We start from the raw sequence: 17,488 nt of genomic DNA on the forward strand, positions 1-17,488 counted from the left end.
GCGGCGTATGCCATCGCGGGGGCTATCTCAAGCGGCTTTCAGACCTAGCCACGATAAAAGTTGGCTGTTACAAAAGGCGTCTTGCTAACGGTCATGGGCAGCCGCTTGCCGCGTACTTCGGCATACACTGTCGTGCCCGGGGTTTCGGCGTCTCGGGTGACATAGCCCATCGCCACCGGTTTGCCAACACTCGGACCGAAACCGCCAGACGTTACCTGCCCCACCTCGTTGCCTTCTTCATCTACCAGCAAGGCCCCTTCACGAACCGGCGCCCGTCCATCAGCGACTAAACCAACACGCTTACGGCTATGGTCTTTGGCCTCTACTTGGTGAAGAATCAAATCTGCGCCCGGAAAACCTCCAGGCCGCTCGCCTCCATGTCGACGCGGTTTGCTGATTGCCCAGATCAAACCGGCCTCAACCGGTGTGGTGGTGGTATCCATATCGTGGCCGTAAAGACATAGACCTGCCTCAAGACGTAATGAATCCCGCGCGCCAAGACCAATCGCTTCCACTTCAGGCTCTGACAGCAAGCGCTCAGCCAACGTTTCAGTGGCGTCGGCGGGGACTGATATTTCAAAGCCATCTTCACCGGTATAACCACTGCGACTAATCCAAACCTCATGATCAAGCACCTGGAAGCGTCCGTGCTGCATAAAGACCAGTTCACAGGCAGCCGGGCAAAGACGCTGCATCACTCGGTGAGCAGTAGGGCCCTGCAAAGCCAGCAAGCCTCGGTCCAATCGCTCTACGGTCAGGTGATCGCCCAAGTTAACTCTCAGGTGGGCAATATCCTGGTCTTTACAGGCAGCATTGACCACTAAATAAAAGTGATCACCGGCGTTGACGGCCATCAGGTCATCAAGAATCCCGCCTTCGTTATTGGTAAGTAGGCCATAGCGTTGTGCACCCTGTGCCAAGCCTATCAAGTCGGCAGGAATTAACGTTTCCAGCGCCTCAGCCACGTTATCGCCAGAAACAATCACCTGCCCCATGTGTGAGACATCAAACAAGCCACACTGCTGGCGAGTGTGCTCGTGTTCTTTTTTTACGCCCATCGGAAATTGAACGGGCATATCGTAACCGGCAAAAGGCACCATTTTCGCCCCTAGGCGGCCGTGCAGTGCATGCAACGGTGTTTTTTTAAGCTCAGTCATTGATCACTCCTTTACAAACAAGAGCGGGAAGTCACATGAGTGCCTTCCCGACTCTTCAAAAGCATTGCAAATGCGCACGAGCGCCTAGCAACTATTAGTTATCGTGGTCTAACGATTCCCCTGGCAACACATCTTTGCCATCGAAATAGTCTTTGGTCAGTTTAAACACGACGGGCGATAGCAGCGCCAAGGCGATTAAGTTCGGAATGGCCATCATGGCGTTGAAGGTATCCGCCATCAGCCAGATGAAACCAAGCTGCGCGATAGCACCGAGCGGAATTGCTAATACGAATAGCACGCGATACAGCATAATGGAGCGCGTTCCAAACAGGAACTGGAAGCATTTTTCGCCGTAGAACGACCACCCAAGAATGGTTGTAAAAGCGAATACGGCCAACGCAATGGCAACAATTTGATTACCAAACCCGGGTAGCGCCGCATCGAAGGAAAGCGCCGTCAGCGATGCGCCCTCTTCACCATCAACCCACACCGTAGAGGTGAGGATAACCAGCGCTGTGATAGTACAGATAACAATGGTATCAATGAACGTTCCCAGCATGGCAATTAAGCCCTGACGCACAGGATTTTTGGTTTGCGCCGCCGCGTGGGCAATGGGCGCACTGCCTAGACCCGCTTCGTTAGAGAAAATCCCTCGCGCTACGCCAAAGCGAATAGCCGCCATGACGGCAGCACCCGCAAAACCACCAGCGGCAGCAATCGGGTTAAAGGCGTAGTAGAAAATCAGGCTGAAGGCTTCACCGATCTGCCCAGCATTGACAATCAAAACAATAATACCCGCGACCACGTAGGCGATACCCATCACCGGCACCAGCTTGCCGGCCACCTTTGCAATCCGCTTGATGCCACCAAGAATGACTGCCCCGGCGAGCACCATAATGACAACGCCAGTAAGCCAAGTGGGCACACCAAAAGTCGAGCTCATGGCATCGGCCACCGAGTTGGACTGAACCGTATTGCCGATCCCGAATGCCGCGACAGCCCCAAAGAAAGCAAACAAGCCGCCTAACCACATCCACTTTTTGCCAAGACCGTTTTTGATATAGAACATCGGCCCACCGACATGGTAGCCAGTGCTATCGGTCTCGCGGAAACGAACCGCCAGTACGGCCTCGGAGAATTTCGTGGCCATCCCCACCAGGGCAGTGATCCACATCCAAAAAACCGCCCCGGGCCCACCGAGCGCAATCGCAGTGGCTACCCCGGCAATATTACCGGTACCAATCGTTGCCGATAATGCCGTCATTAACGCGTCAAAAGGCGAAATTTCGCCTTCTTTATCATCGGCACTTTTAACGTCAGCTGCCGCCCCACTGCGCCCCTGCCACATTAGCTTGAAACCCATACCGAGCTTTCTAATCGGCATCAGTTTCAAGCCAAGCTGAAGGTAAATCCCCACACCTAACAGCAAGATGAGCATCAACGGGCCCCAGACCACCCCGTTAATGGCTCCGAAGAGACTTGTTAATGTTTCCACTTGTTATCTCCTTAACCCTTTCATGGTTTGATTTATTCGAAGTCGACCCAACCGGTCAATGTCTTACACATCAATTTATTCTGGCCATCAAACGCTAACGTGTCACGAACCATTCGCCGACCACGCTAAACGTAAGATTGGCATGTTTTACACCATAACTTCGGTGGCTTGCTATGCCATTGTCGAGTTAATGCAGCAAATATCGCTATTTTGACAATTCATCGCCACGTAATCCTCATTGCTGGCAAGGTTGATCAAATGCAGAGGCAGGCGGCATCAAGAAACTTGTTTCCTATCGGAAACACGTTACCATGCACCGCTAAACGCTTGCCGTGAACAGCGCCCATCGCCAAGGTGGACTACAAGCGCTAACATGGCGGCTCCACATCCGTTTCGTATAGGGAATCATTATGAGCAACCTTCCTGCCAATCTTCGTTACGCTGAGAGCCACGAGTGGGTACTTGATCATCAAGACGGCACAGTCACCATTGGCATTACTGACCACGCACAGGCCGCGCTTGGCGATGTTGTATTTGTCGAATTACCAGACGTTGGCGCTACGCTGACCAAAGGCGATGAGTTTGGTGTGATTGAATCGGTCAAGGCCGCTTCCGATCTCTACGCCCCCGTTGATGGCGAAGTCATCGAAGTCAACGAGGCGCTGGAAGATGCCCCTGAAACGGTCAACGATGCACCCTATGAAGGCGGCTGGATCATGAAGGTGCGTCTAAGTGACCCTAGCCTTGACGGGCTAATGGATGCCGATGCTTACCAAGCGACGCTAAGCAGCGACGACTAGCCGTTAACGCCTGTCTTTTGTCAGGCGTAATTCCAAGCCCTGCACGGTTTTCTCATCACGTTCGGAATTTTCTCCATGCCTTTTGAAACTCGCCGATTAGCCGAACTGGCTGACCACGATGCTTTTATCAAACGTCACAATGGCCCCAACGCCGATGACGCGTCCACAATGTTAAAAGCGCTCGACCTTCAGCGCATGGATGACCTGATCGAGCAAACCATTCCGGGCGACATCCGCCTGGGCCGAGAACTTGCCCTGGACGACTCCAGAAGCGAAGCCGAAGCGCTTGATTACCTGAGCCAGCTGGCGCGTCAAAACCGGGTCGCCAAAAGCTATATCGGCCAGGGGTATTACGGCACCCACATGCCCGCGGTGATTCAGCGCAACGTGCTGGAAAATCCAGGCTGGTACACCGCCTACACGCCCTATCAGCCGGAAATTTCCCAGGGCCGTCTCGAGGGGCTACTCAATTTCCAGCAGGTCGTGATGGATTTGACCGGCATGGAACTGGCCAATGCGTCGCTGCTGGATGAGGCCACCGCGGCCGCAGAAGCCATGGCGCTGTGCAAGCGGGCCAACAAGAAAAGCAAGTCCAATGCATTTTTTGTCGCTGACGATGTCTTTGCACAAACCCTGGACGTGGTGAAGACCCGCGCCAACTTTTTTGGCTTTGAACTGATCACGGGGCCCGCAGACTCGGTTGCCGAGCATGATGTGTTTGGCGCTTTACTGCAGTACCCCACCGCCAGCGGCGAGATCAGCGATTTGGCACCGCTGATCCGTGCGGCGGCTGACCGCTCAATCATGACCTGTGTCGCCACCGACTTGCTAAGCTTGGTGCTGCTTAGAGAACCGGGCGCTCTCGGCGCCGACATTGTGGTGGGTAACTCCCAGCGCTTTGGGGTTCCCATGGGCTTTGGTGGCCCCCACGCCGCGTTTTTTGCCACGTCGGACAAGCTCAAGCGGTCAATTCCTGGCCGGATTATTGGCGTGTCCAAGGACAGCCGCGGCAATACGGCGCTGCGCATGGCGATGCAAACCCGCGAGCAGCACATCCGCCGCGAAAAGGCCACGTCGAACATCTGTACCGCTCAGGCACTGCTGGCCAATATTGCTGGCTTCTATGCCACTTACCATGGTGCCGAAGGGCTGCGTAAAATTGCCGGGCGCGTACATCGCTTGACTACCTTGCTGGCGCATGGCCTTCAGCAGTCGGGAGTTCGACTGGGCCACGACACCTGGTTCGATACGCTGCGTTTGACCGAGGTAGACGCAGGTAAGATTCACGGCCGCGCCATGACCCACGATATCAACCTACACTACTTTGCCAACGGCGACGTAGGCATCAGCCTGGACGAAACCACTACGGCTCATGATGTGGCGACGCTCTTTGATGTACTACTTGGCGATGAGCATGGCCTTTCAGTCGCCACCCTTGACGAACAGATTGTTGCTGAACGTATTTCAGGCATACCTAGCGCTTACCAGCGCGAAAGCGATTTCCTGACCCACCCGACGTTTAAGCGCTACCGCAGCGAAACCGAAATGCTGCGCTACTTGAAGCGGTTGGAAAATAAAGATTTATCGCTTGCACACGCGATGATTCCGCTTGGCTCGTGCACCATGAAGCTCAACGCCACCAGCGAGATGATTCCCGTTTCCTGGCCGGCCTTTGCCCATATTCACCCGTTTGCCCCTCGCGAACAGGCGGCAGGCTACCATCAGATGATTGATGAGCTAGCCGCCTTCTTAGTCGAAGTGACCGGCTATGACCATATCTCCATGCAGCCCAACTCTGGTGCTCAAGGTGAATACGCCGGGCTAGTGGCAATTCGGCGCTACCAAGAGGCCCAAGGCGAAGGCCATCGTAATGTTTGCTTAATACCCAGCTCCGCCCACGGCACCAATCCGGCATCGGCGGCGATGGTGCAAATGAAAGTGGTGGTGGTCGAATGCGACGCAAACGGCAATATCGACCTGGCGGACCTGCGCCAGAAGGCAGAACAGCACAGCGAGCAGCTCTCCGCCATCATGCTCACCTACCCGTCCACTCACGGTGTCTTCGAGACCAGCGTGCGTGAAGCCTGCCAGATCGTTCACGATAATGGCGGCCAGGTGTATATCGACGGGGCCAACATGAACGCCCAGGTAGGATTAACGCGGCCCGGCGATTTTGGTGGCGACGTGTCTCACCTCAATCTGCACAAAACGTTCTGCATCCCACACGGTGGCGGCGGCCCTGGCATGGGGCCCATCGGCGTTAAAGCCCATTTGACGCCCTACGTGTCCAACCATGTCGTCACGCCGATCAACGGTGTCAATCCAGAGAGCGGCGCCGTATCCGCTGCGGCGTTTGGCAGTGCTTCCATTCTGCCGATTTCCTGGGCCTATATTAAAATGATGGGCGCACGCGGGCTGCGCGAAGCAACCGAGCTGGCCATTTTAAACGCCAACTATATTGCCAAGCGGCTTGAAGCAGCCTACCCGATTCTATATCGCGGCCAGAACGGCACGGTGGCCCATGAATGTATCATTGATATTCGCCCAATCAAGGCGGCGTCTGGCATCAGTGAAGAAGATATCGCCAAGCGCTTGATGGATTACGGCTTCCACGCCCCGACCATGTCGTTCCCCGTGCCGGGCACGCTGATGATCGAACCCACCGAGTCGGAATCGCTCTACGAAATTGATCGATTCTGCGATGCCATGATCGCCATTCGCGAAGAGATTACTCGTGTCGAACAGGGCGAATGGCCGCTGGACAATAACCCGCTAGTAAATGCGCCGCACACCCAGGCCGATATTATCGACACCGAATGGCAGCGCCCTTACAACCGCGAACTGGGCGCCTTCCCTACTGAAGCCGTCAAGGCGTCGAAATACTGGCCAGCAGTGAATCGAGTGGATAACGTCTTTGGTGACCGCCAGTTGATTTGCTCTTGCCCCCCAATTGACGAGTACCGCGACGAATAACGGCTCACTCAGCCGCCTGACCGCCTTGAGGCTTCCTGTATCCCAGCGAGCCTCAGGGCGTTTTTTCCTGCAGCCGCTGCTGGTGAAAACCGTCGAGTAGCTTTTCATACCGCTTGGGAAGCACGGAATCTTGCCGCCGCAGTAAATACAATACTTCATTAACCGTATTGGGAAGGTTAAGCGCCTTCACCTGGCGCTGCCAGGGGGATGTCTCAAGCACCAGGCGAGACACCACCGTAAAACCCAGCCCCCGCGCAACGGCATCCAATACCATGCTGACTTCATTAGTGAAGCCCTGGTGCCGGAAATGCGTCATCGATCGAAAATCATCGGGATAGTTGGCGCGCAATAGGGCGTTGGCGTGATTGATGCCATCGTAATAGTTAAGAAACCCAATGCCCATTAGGTCCGAAAGTGTACCTTCGGCAAAATCAGCAGGCACGACCAAACACAGCGGTTCCTGGTGCCAGATTTGGCATGCCAAATCTGGATGATTGACTGCTTCGGTGACGATCCCGATATCGTAACGTCCTTCTAATAAATCATTTACGATCTCGTGGTTAAACGCGAAACTATAGCTAACGGTTAAATTGGGATGCCTTTGCTGCTGGCCCAAGATATAAGGGTAAAACATCAGGCCAACGCTACCCGGTGACGCAATACGGCATTCGCCGCTATCCAGCAAATCGTCATCTAACGCGTGACGAAATTGCTCGTGCTCAGCAAATAGTTTTAACGCATAGTCGTAAGCACGGCGTCCCGACTCGGTTAACGTAAAACTTCGGCCACGCCGTTCTAATAAGGTCTTATTTAAATAACGCTCCAACTTGCGAATATGCTGGCTCACCCCCGGCTGCGTCATATCAAGCCGCTGCGCCGTGCGTGTAAAACTGCCAGTTTCTACTAAGGTGATGTACGTTCGAAAATATTGCGCATTAAACATGTTGGGCATCATCGGGTTAGCAATGGTACTTATCATATCATACTGCCCGCAGGGCTCTGACGGTGTACCTACTTAAGGAGCGTGATAGTATGCGATAAGACCTCACACCGTCAGGAACTGCACCACTAATGACCCACAACGCTCAACCGCGCGACACTATTTCCAGCATTATCTCGCCTGAAGGCAGCCTTGAAGTTCTCTCACAACACGAAGTCAATCGACTGCACCGCACGTCAAAAAGCGGACTGCATGATTTACTTAGGCGCTGCGCATTAGCCGTGCTTAACTGCGGTAGTCCGACTGACGACAGCTTAGCAATTTTAGAAGCCTATAAAGACTTTGATATTGAAGTGCTTCAGCAGGATCGTGGCATTCGTTTAAAATTGACCAATGCGCCCGCCGAAGCCTTCGTTGATGGGCGCATGATTCGCGGTATTCGGGAACACCTTTCATCGGTAATCCGCGATATCGTTTATATTTACAACGAAATCCAACGCCACGATCGTTTTGACCTCACCACCGCCGAAGGTACCACTAACGCGGTGTTTCATATTTTACGCAAAGCGGGCACGCTCAAACCTGGCCGTGACCCTAGCCTGGTGGTTTGCTGGGGCGGCCACTCCATTTCTCGGGAAGAGTACGAGTACACTAAAGACGTCGGTTACCACTTGGGCTTGCGCGACTTGGATATTTGCACAGGCTGCGGCCCCGGCGCCATGAAAGGCCCGATGAAAGGCGCCAACGTGGCCCACGCCAAGCAGCGTCGCCGCGATGGCCGCTATCTAGGCATTTCAGAGCCAGGCATCATTGCGGCCGAAGCGCCAAATCCTATCGTCAACGAGCTTGTGGTCATGCCCGATATCGAAAAACGCCTTGAGGCGTTCGTACGATTGGGCCACGGTATTATTGTTTTCCCCGGGGGTGTCGGTACCGCGGAAGAAATCCTTTACCTGCTGGGTATTCTGTTACATCCCTCGAATCAAGATATGCCGTTCCCGCTGATCCTAACCGGTCCGGCCAATTCAGCGGCCTACTTTGAGAAAATTGACGAATTTCTGGTATATACCCTTGGCGAAGACATTCGACGCTTTTACACCATCATCACCGGCGACCCGGTAGCCGTCGCACGCCAGATGCGCCAAAGCATCGATGAAATCACCGAATTCCGCCGCACCCACCAGGACGCCTTTTACTATAACTGGCGCTTAACGGTTGCCCGTGACTTCCAGGCCCCTTTCGATCCCACACACGATGCCATGCGCGCCTTGGCGCTTCACCGCCAACAGCCGACCCATGAGCTCGCCGCCAACTTACGACGCGCTTTCTCGGGCATCGTTGCGGGTAACGTCAAAGAGCAAGGTATCCGCGCCATAGAGGCACACGGCCCTTTCGTGCTTAATGCCGAGCCTGAGCTTATGCTGCGTTTAGATGAACTGCTAAGCTCGTTTGTAGCGCAGGGGCGGATGAAACTCGACGGGCAGGATTACACTCCTTGTTACGTTTTGACGTGACAGGGCGGGCAAAACACCGCCAACCCGCTACACTAGGCTAGTCTGATTAGCCATTTAGGGTTCACCACGGATAGGAGATCAATATGGACATGATTAATCAGTTAAGTGATGGCAAAACCAAGGCGTTCGCCAAGCATTGTTTTGAAAGGCATTCGAAAGATGAGCTCGAAACTGCCGCCAAAGGAAGCCCCGATCAAGCTGAAATGAAGCACTGGGGCATTAGCGAAGGAGAGTGGGAAGAAGCGGTTGCCGCCGCCCTCGCCGATCATCAGTCGCAAGGCTAATGCCAAAGATAATAAGTCTACAAGGCTTATTATCTGCACATGAAATATGCCGCATACCCATAATGCCGCCTGAGAATAAAATCTGGCGGCATTATGATTCAGCTTAAGCCTAGCTTTTCCGGATCTACTTCTCCCCATACACAAAGAAGTCTTATTGCATTGCTCATCAGCGATGTCACTGAGACAATTCACCGGCCAATTAGAGTTCAGCCAAACGCAACGCTGGAGGCCTGTATGAAGCCTTTATCAAATATGGGGTTTGCCCTCTTTGGGGCCGCTCTCGTTGCAATCAGTTACGGACTTGCGCGCTTTGCGTTTGGCTTGTTCGTGCCGTCCATCAGTAACGAGTTGGATCTGTCAGCATATGTCGTCGGCATCATCGGCGCATTGCCATTTGTCAGTTTCGTGCTTGCCACGATGGTGGCACCGCTTGCCGCTAATCGCCTCGGGGCTCGCAACCTGGCGATGCTCTCGGGGTGTTTGGGTGTTGGCGGCCTTGCACTGATAAGCCGGTCCTCAGACGCCCTATCGCTGTCTATTGGTGTGTTTATTTGCGGCATCTGTACGGGTTTGATGATGCCGGCGCTTACCTCCGCCATGCAGGTAATGGTTAGCCGTTCGATGCACGGGCGCGTTAGCTCGATTATGAACGCCGGCACCAGTATCGGCATCATCGTGGCGGTGCCCACCGTCGTGTTTCTTGCAGATGCATGGCGTTTTACCTACACAACCTTTGCCGTACTGGCAGGCACGGGAGTCGTGGCAGCATGGTTTTTTATCCCCTCGGTCTCACGGGTTATTCCCGCCAACGCGGCTCCCCCACCGCCCGTGACTCGGCAGCAGTGGTCGCGCCTTACCCGGCTTTCGCTGTTCGCCTTCGCGATGGGTTTTGTGTCTGCGCCGTACTGGATTTTCGCTCCGGACCTAGTGGTTAAGCTGGGCGAGTTGCCTTCCGCCTTTACAGGCTGGCTATGGTTTGCAGCCGGCATTGCCGGTCTTGGAGGTGCTGTGATCAGCGATTTAGCTGATCGAAATAATCCTCCCATTACGCAAGCATTGATGCTTATGATGCTGTCGTCGAGCCTTGTGCTACTGGCCGCCAGCCCTGACGAGTTGGCCCTGGCGATGTTTTCCGCTTTGATATTCGGCCTTGCCTACATGAGTTTGACAGGGTTGTATCTGATGACCGGCATCCGCCTATTGCCGGGCCGCCCATCAATGGGCCCGGTACTGCCTTTCATGGCCTGCGCGCTGGGACAGGCCGCCGGCTCTCCAGTGGTCGGCATGCTGGTCGGCGAGTTCGGCTATGCCGATGCTTTTTCAATATTCTGCGTCATCGGCATTCTGATGGCGGTGCTCTCACCTATCTATCCAGGCCACATTGACTATTTGACAGAAGACGACGAGCCGCAAGAGGGAGAGCCCGAAGAAACAGGCCTTCAGGCAGCATACGACCACCAATTCCTTGACGAGGATGGTAACCCCCTCGAACCGGTCGAGAACGAAGAGGAAGCATCTCCCCAGGAACAACGCTAACAGTTGCGCTGAGCGTTATACTTCCCCCATAAAAAAGGCCACTTGCTTTATTAGCTAGTGGCCACTTTTATATATTTTGGTCGGAGCGACAGGATTCGAACCTGCGACTTTTGCAACCCCATTCCGTTTACCCCAAATTTAAGCAGGAACTAACAGAAACAAGAAGCAACATTAAAATATTGAAAATATTAAATTAATCATGAATTATAGTTTTCCCATTGTTTCCCTCTGTACCCTATTATATTCAGCTCCTGCTACCTATTTGCTACCTAGAAAATAAGAGACCAAGCATGGAAACCACGGGAAAATGAAGCTAACCGGCAAAGCGCTTGAGCAGCTTATCAATCAGGGGGAGATGTCGGCGGGAATGTTACGTAGAAGTGAGTGCATCAGCCGGCACGAGCACGACGAGCTGGCATACAAAGTATAATCAAGGGCTGCCAATTTAAGCGCACCTTGGCCCTGAACGGTGAAAGCGTCAACGTCACCCCACCCTAGCCCAGGTCTATATTAGAATCGCCTTGTAAGCGAACTGCTTAACAACGATCATCGAAACCTCTGATATTGCACTGATGGTCGACCAGCTGTCAGTCTGCCTTATGCTTTTGGCTTAGCAAGAGAACTGAAAGTACGAAGCATTTCAACATTCCATCACCATGCTCATTCGACCCAAGAGAACGCTTTCTCAATTAAGCACCTTAACAGGCAGCACAATTAGGCTTGTGCGGAGCCCAAACCGGAAAACGTAATCTATCTGCTTTTGTGTCCGACATAAATCGTGACAATGCACTGGTTGAGCGGCACTTCGAACCCTCGGATCAATTCTCAGGCATGCTAAAACATTAATGCCTCAAGTCTAATTTTATTTTACATGCGCTTTAGTTGGTGCATTCGCATGCTCGTTTAACCTGACCGGCCATAGGCGCCTGCGAACCCAGGTTTCGATTTCCAAAATCACCAGCACCGCCACTCCGGCTAGACAAGCTAAGACCAGCATTTCCAGGGATAAGGCACTAGTTTCAAAAGTGTTATGGAACCAAGGCAAATAAGTAAACAGAAGTTGCAAAACTACGATTGCCGCTACTGCAAGTAATACAATAGGAGTGCCCAAAACACCACGAAGCGTAATAGACGGTGTGTCGAGATAGCGCACAGCGAACAGATAAAACACCTCCATGGCTACTAAAGTATTGACGGCCAGGGTGCGAGCTATACTTTGGTCGTCATAGTGGTGCATGGCAAAGAACCAGGCGCCGAAAATGCCTGTTAGAAACAGTAGTGACACGAAAATTACCCGCCAGATCAAGAAGCCTTGCAGCAAGGACTGTTCTCTCGGCAGGGGCGGGCGTTTCATGACATCCGGTTCTGGTGGCTCAAAAGCCAGGGTCATTGCCAATACAACAGCGCTGACCATGTTGACCCAGAGAATCTGCAGCGGCGAAATCGGTAACGCGAGTCCCAGTAATAAAGCGATGATAAGGCTGATGGACTCACCGCCATTAATTGGCAGCATGAACGCAATGCCCTTTTTCAAATTAGTATAAACCGATCGCCCCTCGCGAATGGCCGCAACTATGCTGGCAAAATTATCGTCCAGCAATACCACGGATGAGGCCTCACGCGCTGCTTCTGATCCCTTCACACCCATGGCAATTCCCACATCGGCCCGCTTCAGGGCCGGGGCGTCATTGACACCGTCTCCGGTCATGGCAACAACCCCATGCTGTGCCTGGAGGGCTTCGACCAATCTCAGTTTATGCTCCGGGCTAGTGCGCGCGAACACATCTACTTCAGTCACTAGTTGTTGCAACTCATCAGTGGTGAGATCATCCAAATCCATTCCGGTCAAAACACGCTCGCTGTTACGCAGCCCCAGTCTTCTCGCAATGGCCCCCGCCGTCAGAGCATGATCCCCAGTAATCATCTTTACTCGGATACCCGCCGCATGGCAGTCGGAGATGGCGCGTATTGCTTCTTGCCGGGGCGGATCCAGCAACCCCACTAGGCCCAGAAGTTCTACGCCGGTGCCAATATCCTCCACTGCGAGATCGGCCGTGCCTCGGGAAACGGGTTTCCGGGCCAAGGCTAGTACCCTCAATCCATCCGATGCCAAATCGGCAATCATCTGGTCCCACCAAGAACGCTCAAGGGCAGCGGTACCATCGTTTTCTGTCACTTCCACCTCGCACATGTCCAGGATGCGCTCCGGAGCACCCTTGACGTACACCATGCTGTGGCCATGGTGATCATGGTTAAGAGTGGCCATAAAACGGGTCTGGGTGTCGAAAGGGATTTCATCTCTGCGGGGCCAATCATGTGCACTACCTTCAATATCAAACGCCGCCTTGTGAGCAAAAACTTTCAGGGCTGCCTCCATAGGATCGCCCTGAATACGCGGCTGCTTTTCTCGAAAATCAAGGTGGGCATCGTTGCAAAGCCCGGCGGCCCGAGCCAGCTCCTCCAGCGCCCCGGTGATATCCACGGGCTTGCTATTCTGGCTTACGACCCCCTCCAGTTCATAACCCTCACCGGTTATGTCAAGTCGCTGCTTGCCCACCACTGCTGTGGTCACCACCATTTCATTGCGAGTGAGCGTGCCGGTTTTGTCGGAACAAATTACTGATACCGCCCCCAGTGACTCAAGGACGGGCATTCGACGTACCACGGCCTTTCGTCTAGCCATCTGGCGGACACCTATCGCCAAGGTGATGGTCAGTATGGCCGGTAATCCCTCTGGAATAGCGGCCACCGTCAGCCCTACAACAGCCATGAACAGCTCTCGGAAAGGCAGGTCACTGAAGACCAGCCCCCCGGCAAATATGACCGCACCGGCAATGACCACAATGATGGACAAGATTTTGGCAAAGCGGTCCATCTGTTCTACCAAGGGTGTTTTTAGAGACGTGGTCCGTGCCAACAGACCAGAGATACGACCAATCTCCGTCGACGCTCCGGTGCGAACCACCACGCCACGCCCGGTACCCGTAGATACCATGGTGCCGGAAAACGCCATGCTGGTTTGGTCACCCAGCGCCGCCTCTTTCTCCACCGGTTCCGGGGATTTCTCTACCGCTACGGATTCACCCGTAAGGATGGCTTCCTCGATCTTCAAGTTATGGCATTTTTCCAGGCGGGTATCCGCCGGTACGCGATCGCCGGGTTCCAATAGCACCGTGTCTCCGGGCACCAGGTCAGCGGCGTTAATTTGATGCTGGCCATCCTCACGGACTACACGTGCCTTCGGTGCCAGCATGTGTCCAATGGCGGACAATGCCTGCTCGGCCTTGCCTTCCTGGATAAAGCCCACAAGCGTCTGGATCACAACCACAGCCATGATGACCCCAGCATCTACCCAGTGGCCAAGTGCCCCTGTAATAGCCGACGCAGCCAAAAGAACGTATATCAGGAAGTTGCGGAGCTGGCGAATGAGTCTAGCAATGGGCCCGCTTGCCTTTCCTTCCGGAAGACGATTAGGGCCATAGACTGCAAGTCGCGCGGCGGCTTCCTCACCACTAAGAGGCGCTGTTGCTTCCAGTTGCTCTCTGGTACCGAAGGCATCCACTGTGTGCCAGTGCTGTTCTGGAGACTGGACGGGTAAGTTATCAACGGACAACACAGGTACCTGCCCGGCGCTCAAGAATTGCGAGAGCATCCCTCAGCCTACCAATGCCACTGACACCACCGCTTTCGGCGAAGTTGCCCGCTGCCGCCATTTTGGGATCCATTGAGCCGGCCGGCAGGTCAAGTTCTCTGGCTTCAGCAAGAGTTAATTCATTGATCGGTTCAGCGGAGTCCATTCCGAAATCGCGATAGATGGCATCCACATCTGTGAGGAGTAATAAGGCATCGGCACCCAGTTGGCGGGCCAGCAGTGCGCTCGCAGCATCTTTATCGATCACAGCTTCCACGCCGATCATGCTGCCATCATCAAGGCGAAGAACGGGAATGCCCCCGCCCCCTGCGCAGATCACCACAACGCCCTGCTCCAGCAGCAGTTTCAGCACCCGCATGTCGGGTATCTCCAAAGGTTTGGGCGAGGGCACGACTCGCCGCCACTTATCACCGTCCTGAGCTATCTTCCAACCTGCCGCTTCAGCTCTGGCTTCGGCCTCTTCTCTGCCATACACTGGACCGATAAATTTCGTGGGTTTGCTGAAAGCAGGATCGTCCTTGTCTACCACTACCTGGGTAAGCAGAGTTGCTACCGGCCGGTCATGTTCAAGAGCATTTTCCAGCTCCTGTTCGATGACATACCCAATCATGCCTTCGGTTTCGGCGCCAAGCACGTCCAATGGATAGGCTTCTTCAGATTTGTAAGCCGCACCCTGCAGCGCCAGCAGGCCTACCTGCGGGCCGTTGCCATGAGTGATCACCAGCTGATGGCCTGCCCGGACGATTTTGGCCAGTGATTCGGCGGCAACCTTCACATTTGCTCGTTGAGCCTCAGCGGTCAGTGGTTCACCGCGACGCAACAGGGCATTGCCGCCCAGAGCTGCAACTACCAGCATGTGTGACTCTCCCTATCAGCTTCCAAGAGTGGCAACGAGAACCGCCTTGATGGTATGCATTCGGTTCTCCGCCTGATCAAATACGATTGAAGCGGGGCTTTCGAAGACTTCATCAGTAACTTCCATGGCATTAATCTTGAACTCCGCCTCCATCTCCTTCCCGACAGTGGTTTCGGTGTTGTGGAAGGCTGGCAGACAATGCATAAATCTTGCCCTGGGGTTACCGGTTTTCTCCATCAGAGCCGTATTCACCTGATAAGGCTGAAGCAGCTTGATCCGTTCCGCCCACTTTTCCTTAGGCTCACCCATTGACACCCACACGTCGGTATAGACGAAATCCACGCCCGCGACAGCGGCATCAGTGTCTTCAGTGATCATGATCCTCGCGCCGGTGTCAGTGGCAATGGCCTGGGCTTCCTTCTGAATTGCCTCGCTTGGCCAGCAAGCTTTAGGGGCACACATACGGACATCCATACCCATCTTCGCACCCCCGATCAGCAGGCTGTCGCCCATGTTATTTGCGGCGTCGCCGATGAACACAAACGCTACGTCCCGCAGCGGCTTTTCAACGTTTTCCTGCATGGTCAGGAAGTCGGCCAGTATCTGAGTAGGGTGGAATTCGTTGGTCAGGCCATTATAAACGGGCACGCCAGCGAACTTGGCCAGCTCCTCAACCACCGACTGGCCAAACCCTCGGTACTCTATTGCGTCATACACCCGGCCTAGCACCCGTGCAGTGTCTTTCACCGACTCTTTATGGCCAATATGAGTACCTGTTGGCCCCAGGTAGGTCACCCGGGCTCCCTGATCAAACGCTGCAACTTCAAATCCCACCCTGGTTCGGGTGGAGTTTTTTTCGAAGATCAGCGCAATGTCTTTGCCTTGTAACTGCGGTACTTCTGTGCCGGCGTACTTGGCAGTTTTCAGGTCGGCAGAAAGCTTGAGCAAAAAACTTATCTCACGGGGAGTAAAGTCCCGTAGCGTCAGGAAATGACGATTCTTGAGGTTAAAAGCCATGTACTTCTCCTTTACTGTCAGACAGCATCCCTGATGGTTGGGCAGCTCATGCAGCGTCCGCCGCCCCTGCCGCGGCCCAGTTCAGCACCAGGAATAGCCAGCACTTCTATGCCGGCCGCTCCCAGGGCGGCGTTGGTGTCGTCATTACGGTCATAACCGACAACTACCCCGGGGCTCAGCGCCAGCACGTTGTTACCATCGTTCCATTGCTCCCGCTCACGCTCTTGCGGGCTATTGCCGCCTGTTGGCACAACCTCCAGCGTCGGGAATCCGAGAACCTCGGCAACTACTTCAAACAGGTGGCGGGAATCCTGTATGAAGGCCAATGTTTTGGCGCCCTCGCCCGGCCTCAGGTCATAGCAGACCACCGCATCTGCCACCTCCGTGAAAGCGGTCACAACGTTTCCGCCACAAAAGGTAAATACCGTATCCAGGTGCATTGCTGAGCGGTTTTTTGGCAACTGACAGGCAATAACTCGTTCTACCGTACCGTCGTCGAACAGTGCTTTTGACAGCTGGCCAATGCCTTGAGGGGAGGATCTTTCGCCCATACCCACCAGGACCGTGCGATTACCCAGAGGCATGATATCTCCCCCCTCCAGAGTGGCCAGACCATGGTCTTTCAGGGGGTCCCCCCAATGTACTTTCACTTTGCCCGCAAATTTCGGATGAAACTTGTAGATGGCGTTCATCAAAAGGGTCTCCGGCTTTCGGGCTGCCCAATACATGGGGTTCAGTGTTACCCCGTCGTAAACCCAGGCACTGTTGTCCCGGGTGAAAAGAAAGTTGGGCAGCGGGGGCAACACGAATCCGAAATGCCCAAGATGGTTACCAAACAGCCCAGTCGGGTCAAAAGGAAGATCCCCGACCTCCAGGCCGCCAATCAGGAATTCGGCCAGATCTTTACCAGGCAGTTCATTCATCCAGGCCTGAAGGTCCGATACCATGCCAACGCCGATGTAGTTCCAGTTGATACGATGGCCCAGAACCCATGCGCGACCCTCCGTAATTTCCAGCGTTTCTGCCAGAAGGTCATTAACATCTAGAACATCAATGCCGCGGCTCCGCATCAGATCGGTAAATACATCGTGGTCTTTCTGGGCCTGCTTTACCCAGAACACATCATCAAAAAGCAGGGAATCGCAGTTCGAGGGCGTTAACCGACGGTGGGCCAAGCCAGGCCGACAGACAATGACCTGGCGCAGGATCCCGGTTTCAGAGTGCACTCCAATGCTTTGTCCAGACATGGCAAACGTCCTTTTTC

Annotated in this window: 12 protein-coding genes; 5 read left to right on the forward strand and 7 right to left on the reverse strand. The window is 54.2% G+C overall.

All coding sequences use genetic code 11. From position 1 onward, the window contains the following. Nucleotides 1-44: 44 nt before the first annotated feature. Complete coding sequence (gene gcvT / locus GA0071314_RS09630) at nucleotides 45-1,157, reverse strand: glycine cleavage system aminomethyltransferase GcvT (protein WP_074396436.1); 1,113 nt, start codon at nucleotides 1,155-1,157, stop codon at nucleotides 45-47. A gap of 94 nt (nucleotides 1,158-1,251) precedes the next feature. Further along, on the reverse strand, nucleotides 1,252-2,652 hold the full coding sequence (locus GA0071314_RS09635; RefSeq protein WP_074396437.1) for an alanine/glycine:cation symporter family protein: 1,401 nt from the start codon (nucleotides 2,650-2,652) through the stop codon (nucleotides 1,252-1,254). Nucleotides 2,653-3,062: 410 nt separating this feature from the next. Here GA0071314_RS09635 and gcvH point away from each other — a divergent pair, with 410 nt between their 5' ends. Continuing rightward, nucleotides 3,063-3,452, forward strand: coding sequence for a glycine cleavage system protein GcvH (gene gcvH, locus GA0071314_RS09640; protein ID WP_074396438.1), 390 nt, complete (start codon nucleotides 3,063-3,065; stop codon nucleotides 3,450-3,452). 75 nt (nucleotides 3,453-3,527) lie between these two features. Then, the gene (gene gcvP / locus GA0071314_RS09645; RefSeq protein ID WP_074396439.1) at nucleotides 3,528-6,425 is read left to right on the forward strand and encodes an aminomethyl-transferring glycine dehydrogenase; all 2,898 of its coding nucleotides are present in this window, start codon (nucleotides 3,528-3,530) and stop codon (nucleotides 6,423-6,425) included. A gap of 52 nt (nucleotides 6,426-6,477) precedes the next feature. Here the strand turns inward: gcvP and GA0071314_RS09650 are convergent, their stop codons facing one another. Further along, nucleotides 6,478-7,368, reverse strand: a complete 891-nt coding sequence (locus tag GA0071314_RS09650; RefSeq protein ID WP_074398498.1) for a LysR family transcriptional regulator — start codon at nucleotides 7,366-7,368, stop codon at nucleotides 6,478-6,480. A gap of 128 nt (nucleotides 7,369-7,496) precedes the next feature. Here GA0071314_RS09650 and ppnN point away from each other — a divergent pair, with 128 nt between their 5' ends. The 3 genes from ppnN to GA0071314_RS09665 all read left to right on the forward strand — a co-directional run bounded on the left by ppnN (nucleotide 7,497) and on the right by GA0071314_RS09665 (nucleotide 10,699). Then, nucleotides 7,497-8,879 carry a nucleotide 5'-monophosphate nucleosidase PpnN gene (ppnN, locus tag GA0071314_RS09655; protein ID WP_074396440.1) on the forward strand — a complete coding sequence of 461 codons (1,383 nt, stop codon included), beginning with the start codon at nucleotides 7,497-7,499 and terminating at the stop codon, nucleotides 8,877-8,879. Nucleotides 8,880-8,962: 83 nt separating this feature from the next. After that, the gene (locus GA0071314_RS09660; protein ID WP_074396441.1) at nucleotides 8,963-9,163 is read left to right on the forward strand and encodes a hypothetical protein; all 201 of its coding nucleotides are present in this window, start codon (nucleotides 8,963-8,965) and stop codon (nucleotides 9,161-9,163) included. A gap of 234 nt (nucleotides 9,164-9,397) precedes the next feature. After that, nucleotides 9,398-10,699 (forward strand): MFS transporter, encoded by a 1,302-nt coding sequence (locus GA0071314_RS09665; protein ID WP_074396442.1) that lies wholly within the window; start codon nucleotides 9,398-9,400, stop codon nucleotides 10,697-10,699. An 862-nt stretch (nucleotides 10,700-11,561) separates the two neighbouring features. On the opposite strand, the gene GA0071314_RS09670 is transcribed toward GA0071314_RS09665, so the two are convergent. Genes GA0071314_RS09670 through GA0071314_RS09685 form a run of 4 tightly spaced genes read right to left on the reverse strand, consistent with a single transcriptional unit; the run spans nucleotide 11,562 to nucleotide 17,471 of the window. Further along, a complete protein-coding gene (locus GA0071314_RS09670) occupies nucleotides 11,562-14,351 on the reverse strand; it encodes a cation-translocating P-type ATPase (protein ID WP_082934232.1) in 2,790 nt (929 codons plus the stop codon). Further along, on the reverse strand, nucleotides 14,302-15,207 hold the full coding sequence (gene arcC / locus GA0071314_RS09675; protein WP_074396443.1) for a carbamate kinase: 906 nt from the start codon (nucleotides 15,205-15,207) through the stop codon (nucleotides 14,302-14,304). Before arcC ends, GA0071314_RS09670 begins: the two co-directional genes overlap by 50 nt. A 15-nt stretch (nucleotides 15,208-15,222) precedes the next feature. Next, a complete protein-coding gene (gene argF / locus GA0071314_RS09680; RefSeq protein ID WP_074396444.1) occupies nucleotides 15,223-16,224 on the reverse strand; it encodes an ornithine carbamoyltransferase in 1,002 nt (333 codons plus the stop codon). 17 nt (nucleotides 16,225-16,241) lie between these two features. Further along, complete coding sequence (locus tag GA0071314_RS09685) at nucleotides 16,242-17,471, reverse strand: arginine deiminase (protein WP_074396445.1); 1,230 nt, start codon at nucleotides 17,469-17,471, stop codon at nucleotides 16,242-16,244. Nucleotides 17,472-17,488: the final 17 nt, after the last annotated feature.

Source organism: Halomonas sp. HL-93 (assembly GCF_900086985.1).
Classification (GTDB): domain Bacteria; phylum Pseudomonadota; class Gammaproteobacteria; order Pseudomonadales; family Halomonadaceae; genus Vreelandella.

Excerpts from the sequence above, each read along its gene's own strand:
- GA0071314_RS09650 (WP_074398498.1), bottom strand. The coding sequence starts at position 7,368 with ATGTTTAATGCGCAATATTTTCGAACGTACATCACCTTAGTAGAAACT.
- arcC (WP_074396443.1), bottom strand. The coding sequence starts at position 15,207 with ATGCTGGTAGTTGCAGCTCTGGGCGGCAATGCCCTGTTGCGTCGCGGT.
- GA0071314_RS09660 (WP_074396441.1), top strand. The coding sequence starts at position 8,963 with ATGGACATGATTAATCAGTTAAGTGATGGCAAAACCAAGGCGTTCGCC.
- gcvT (WP_074396436.1), bottom strand. The coding sequence starts at position 1,157 with ATGACTGAGCTTAAAAAAACACCGTTGCATGCACTGCACGGCCGCCTA.
- gcvP (WP_074396439.1), top strand. The coding sequence starts at position 3,528 with ATGCCTTTTGAAACTCGCCGATTAGCCGAACTGGCTGACCACGATGCT.
- argF (WP_074396444.1), bottom strand. The coding sequence starts at position 16,224 with ATGGCTTTTAACCTCAAGAATCGTCATTTCCTGACGCTACGGGACTTT.
- gcvH (WP_074396438.1), top strand. The coding sequence starts at position 3,063 with ATGAGCAACCTTCCTGCCAATCTTCGTTACGCTGAGAGCCACGAGTGG.
- ppnN (WP_074396440.1), top strand. The coding sequence starts at position 7,497 with ATGACCCACAACGCTCAACCGCGCGACACTATTTCCAGCATTATCTCG.
- GA0071314_RS09685 (WP_074396445.1), bottom strand. The coding sequence starts at position 17,471 with ATGTCTGGACAAAGCATTGGAGTGCACTCTGAAACCGGGATCCTGCGC.
- GA0071314_RS09665 (WP_074396442.1), top strand. The coding sequence starts at position 9,398 with ATGAAGCCTTTATCAAATATGGGGTTTGCCCTCTTTGGGGCCGCTCTC.
- GA0071314_RS09670 (WP_082934232.1), bottom strand. The coding sequence starts at position 14,351 with ATGCTCTCGCAATTCTTGAGCGCCGGGCAGGTACCTGTGTTGTCCGTT.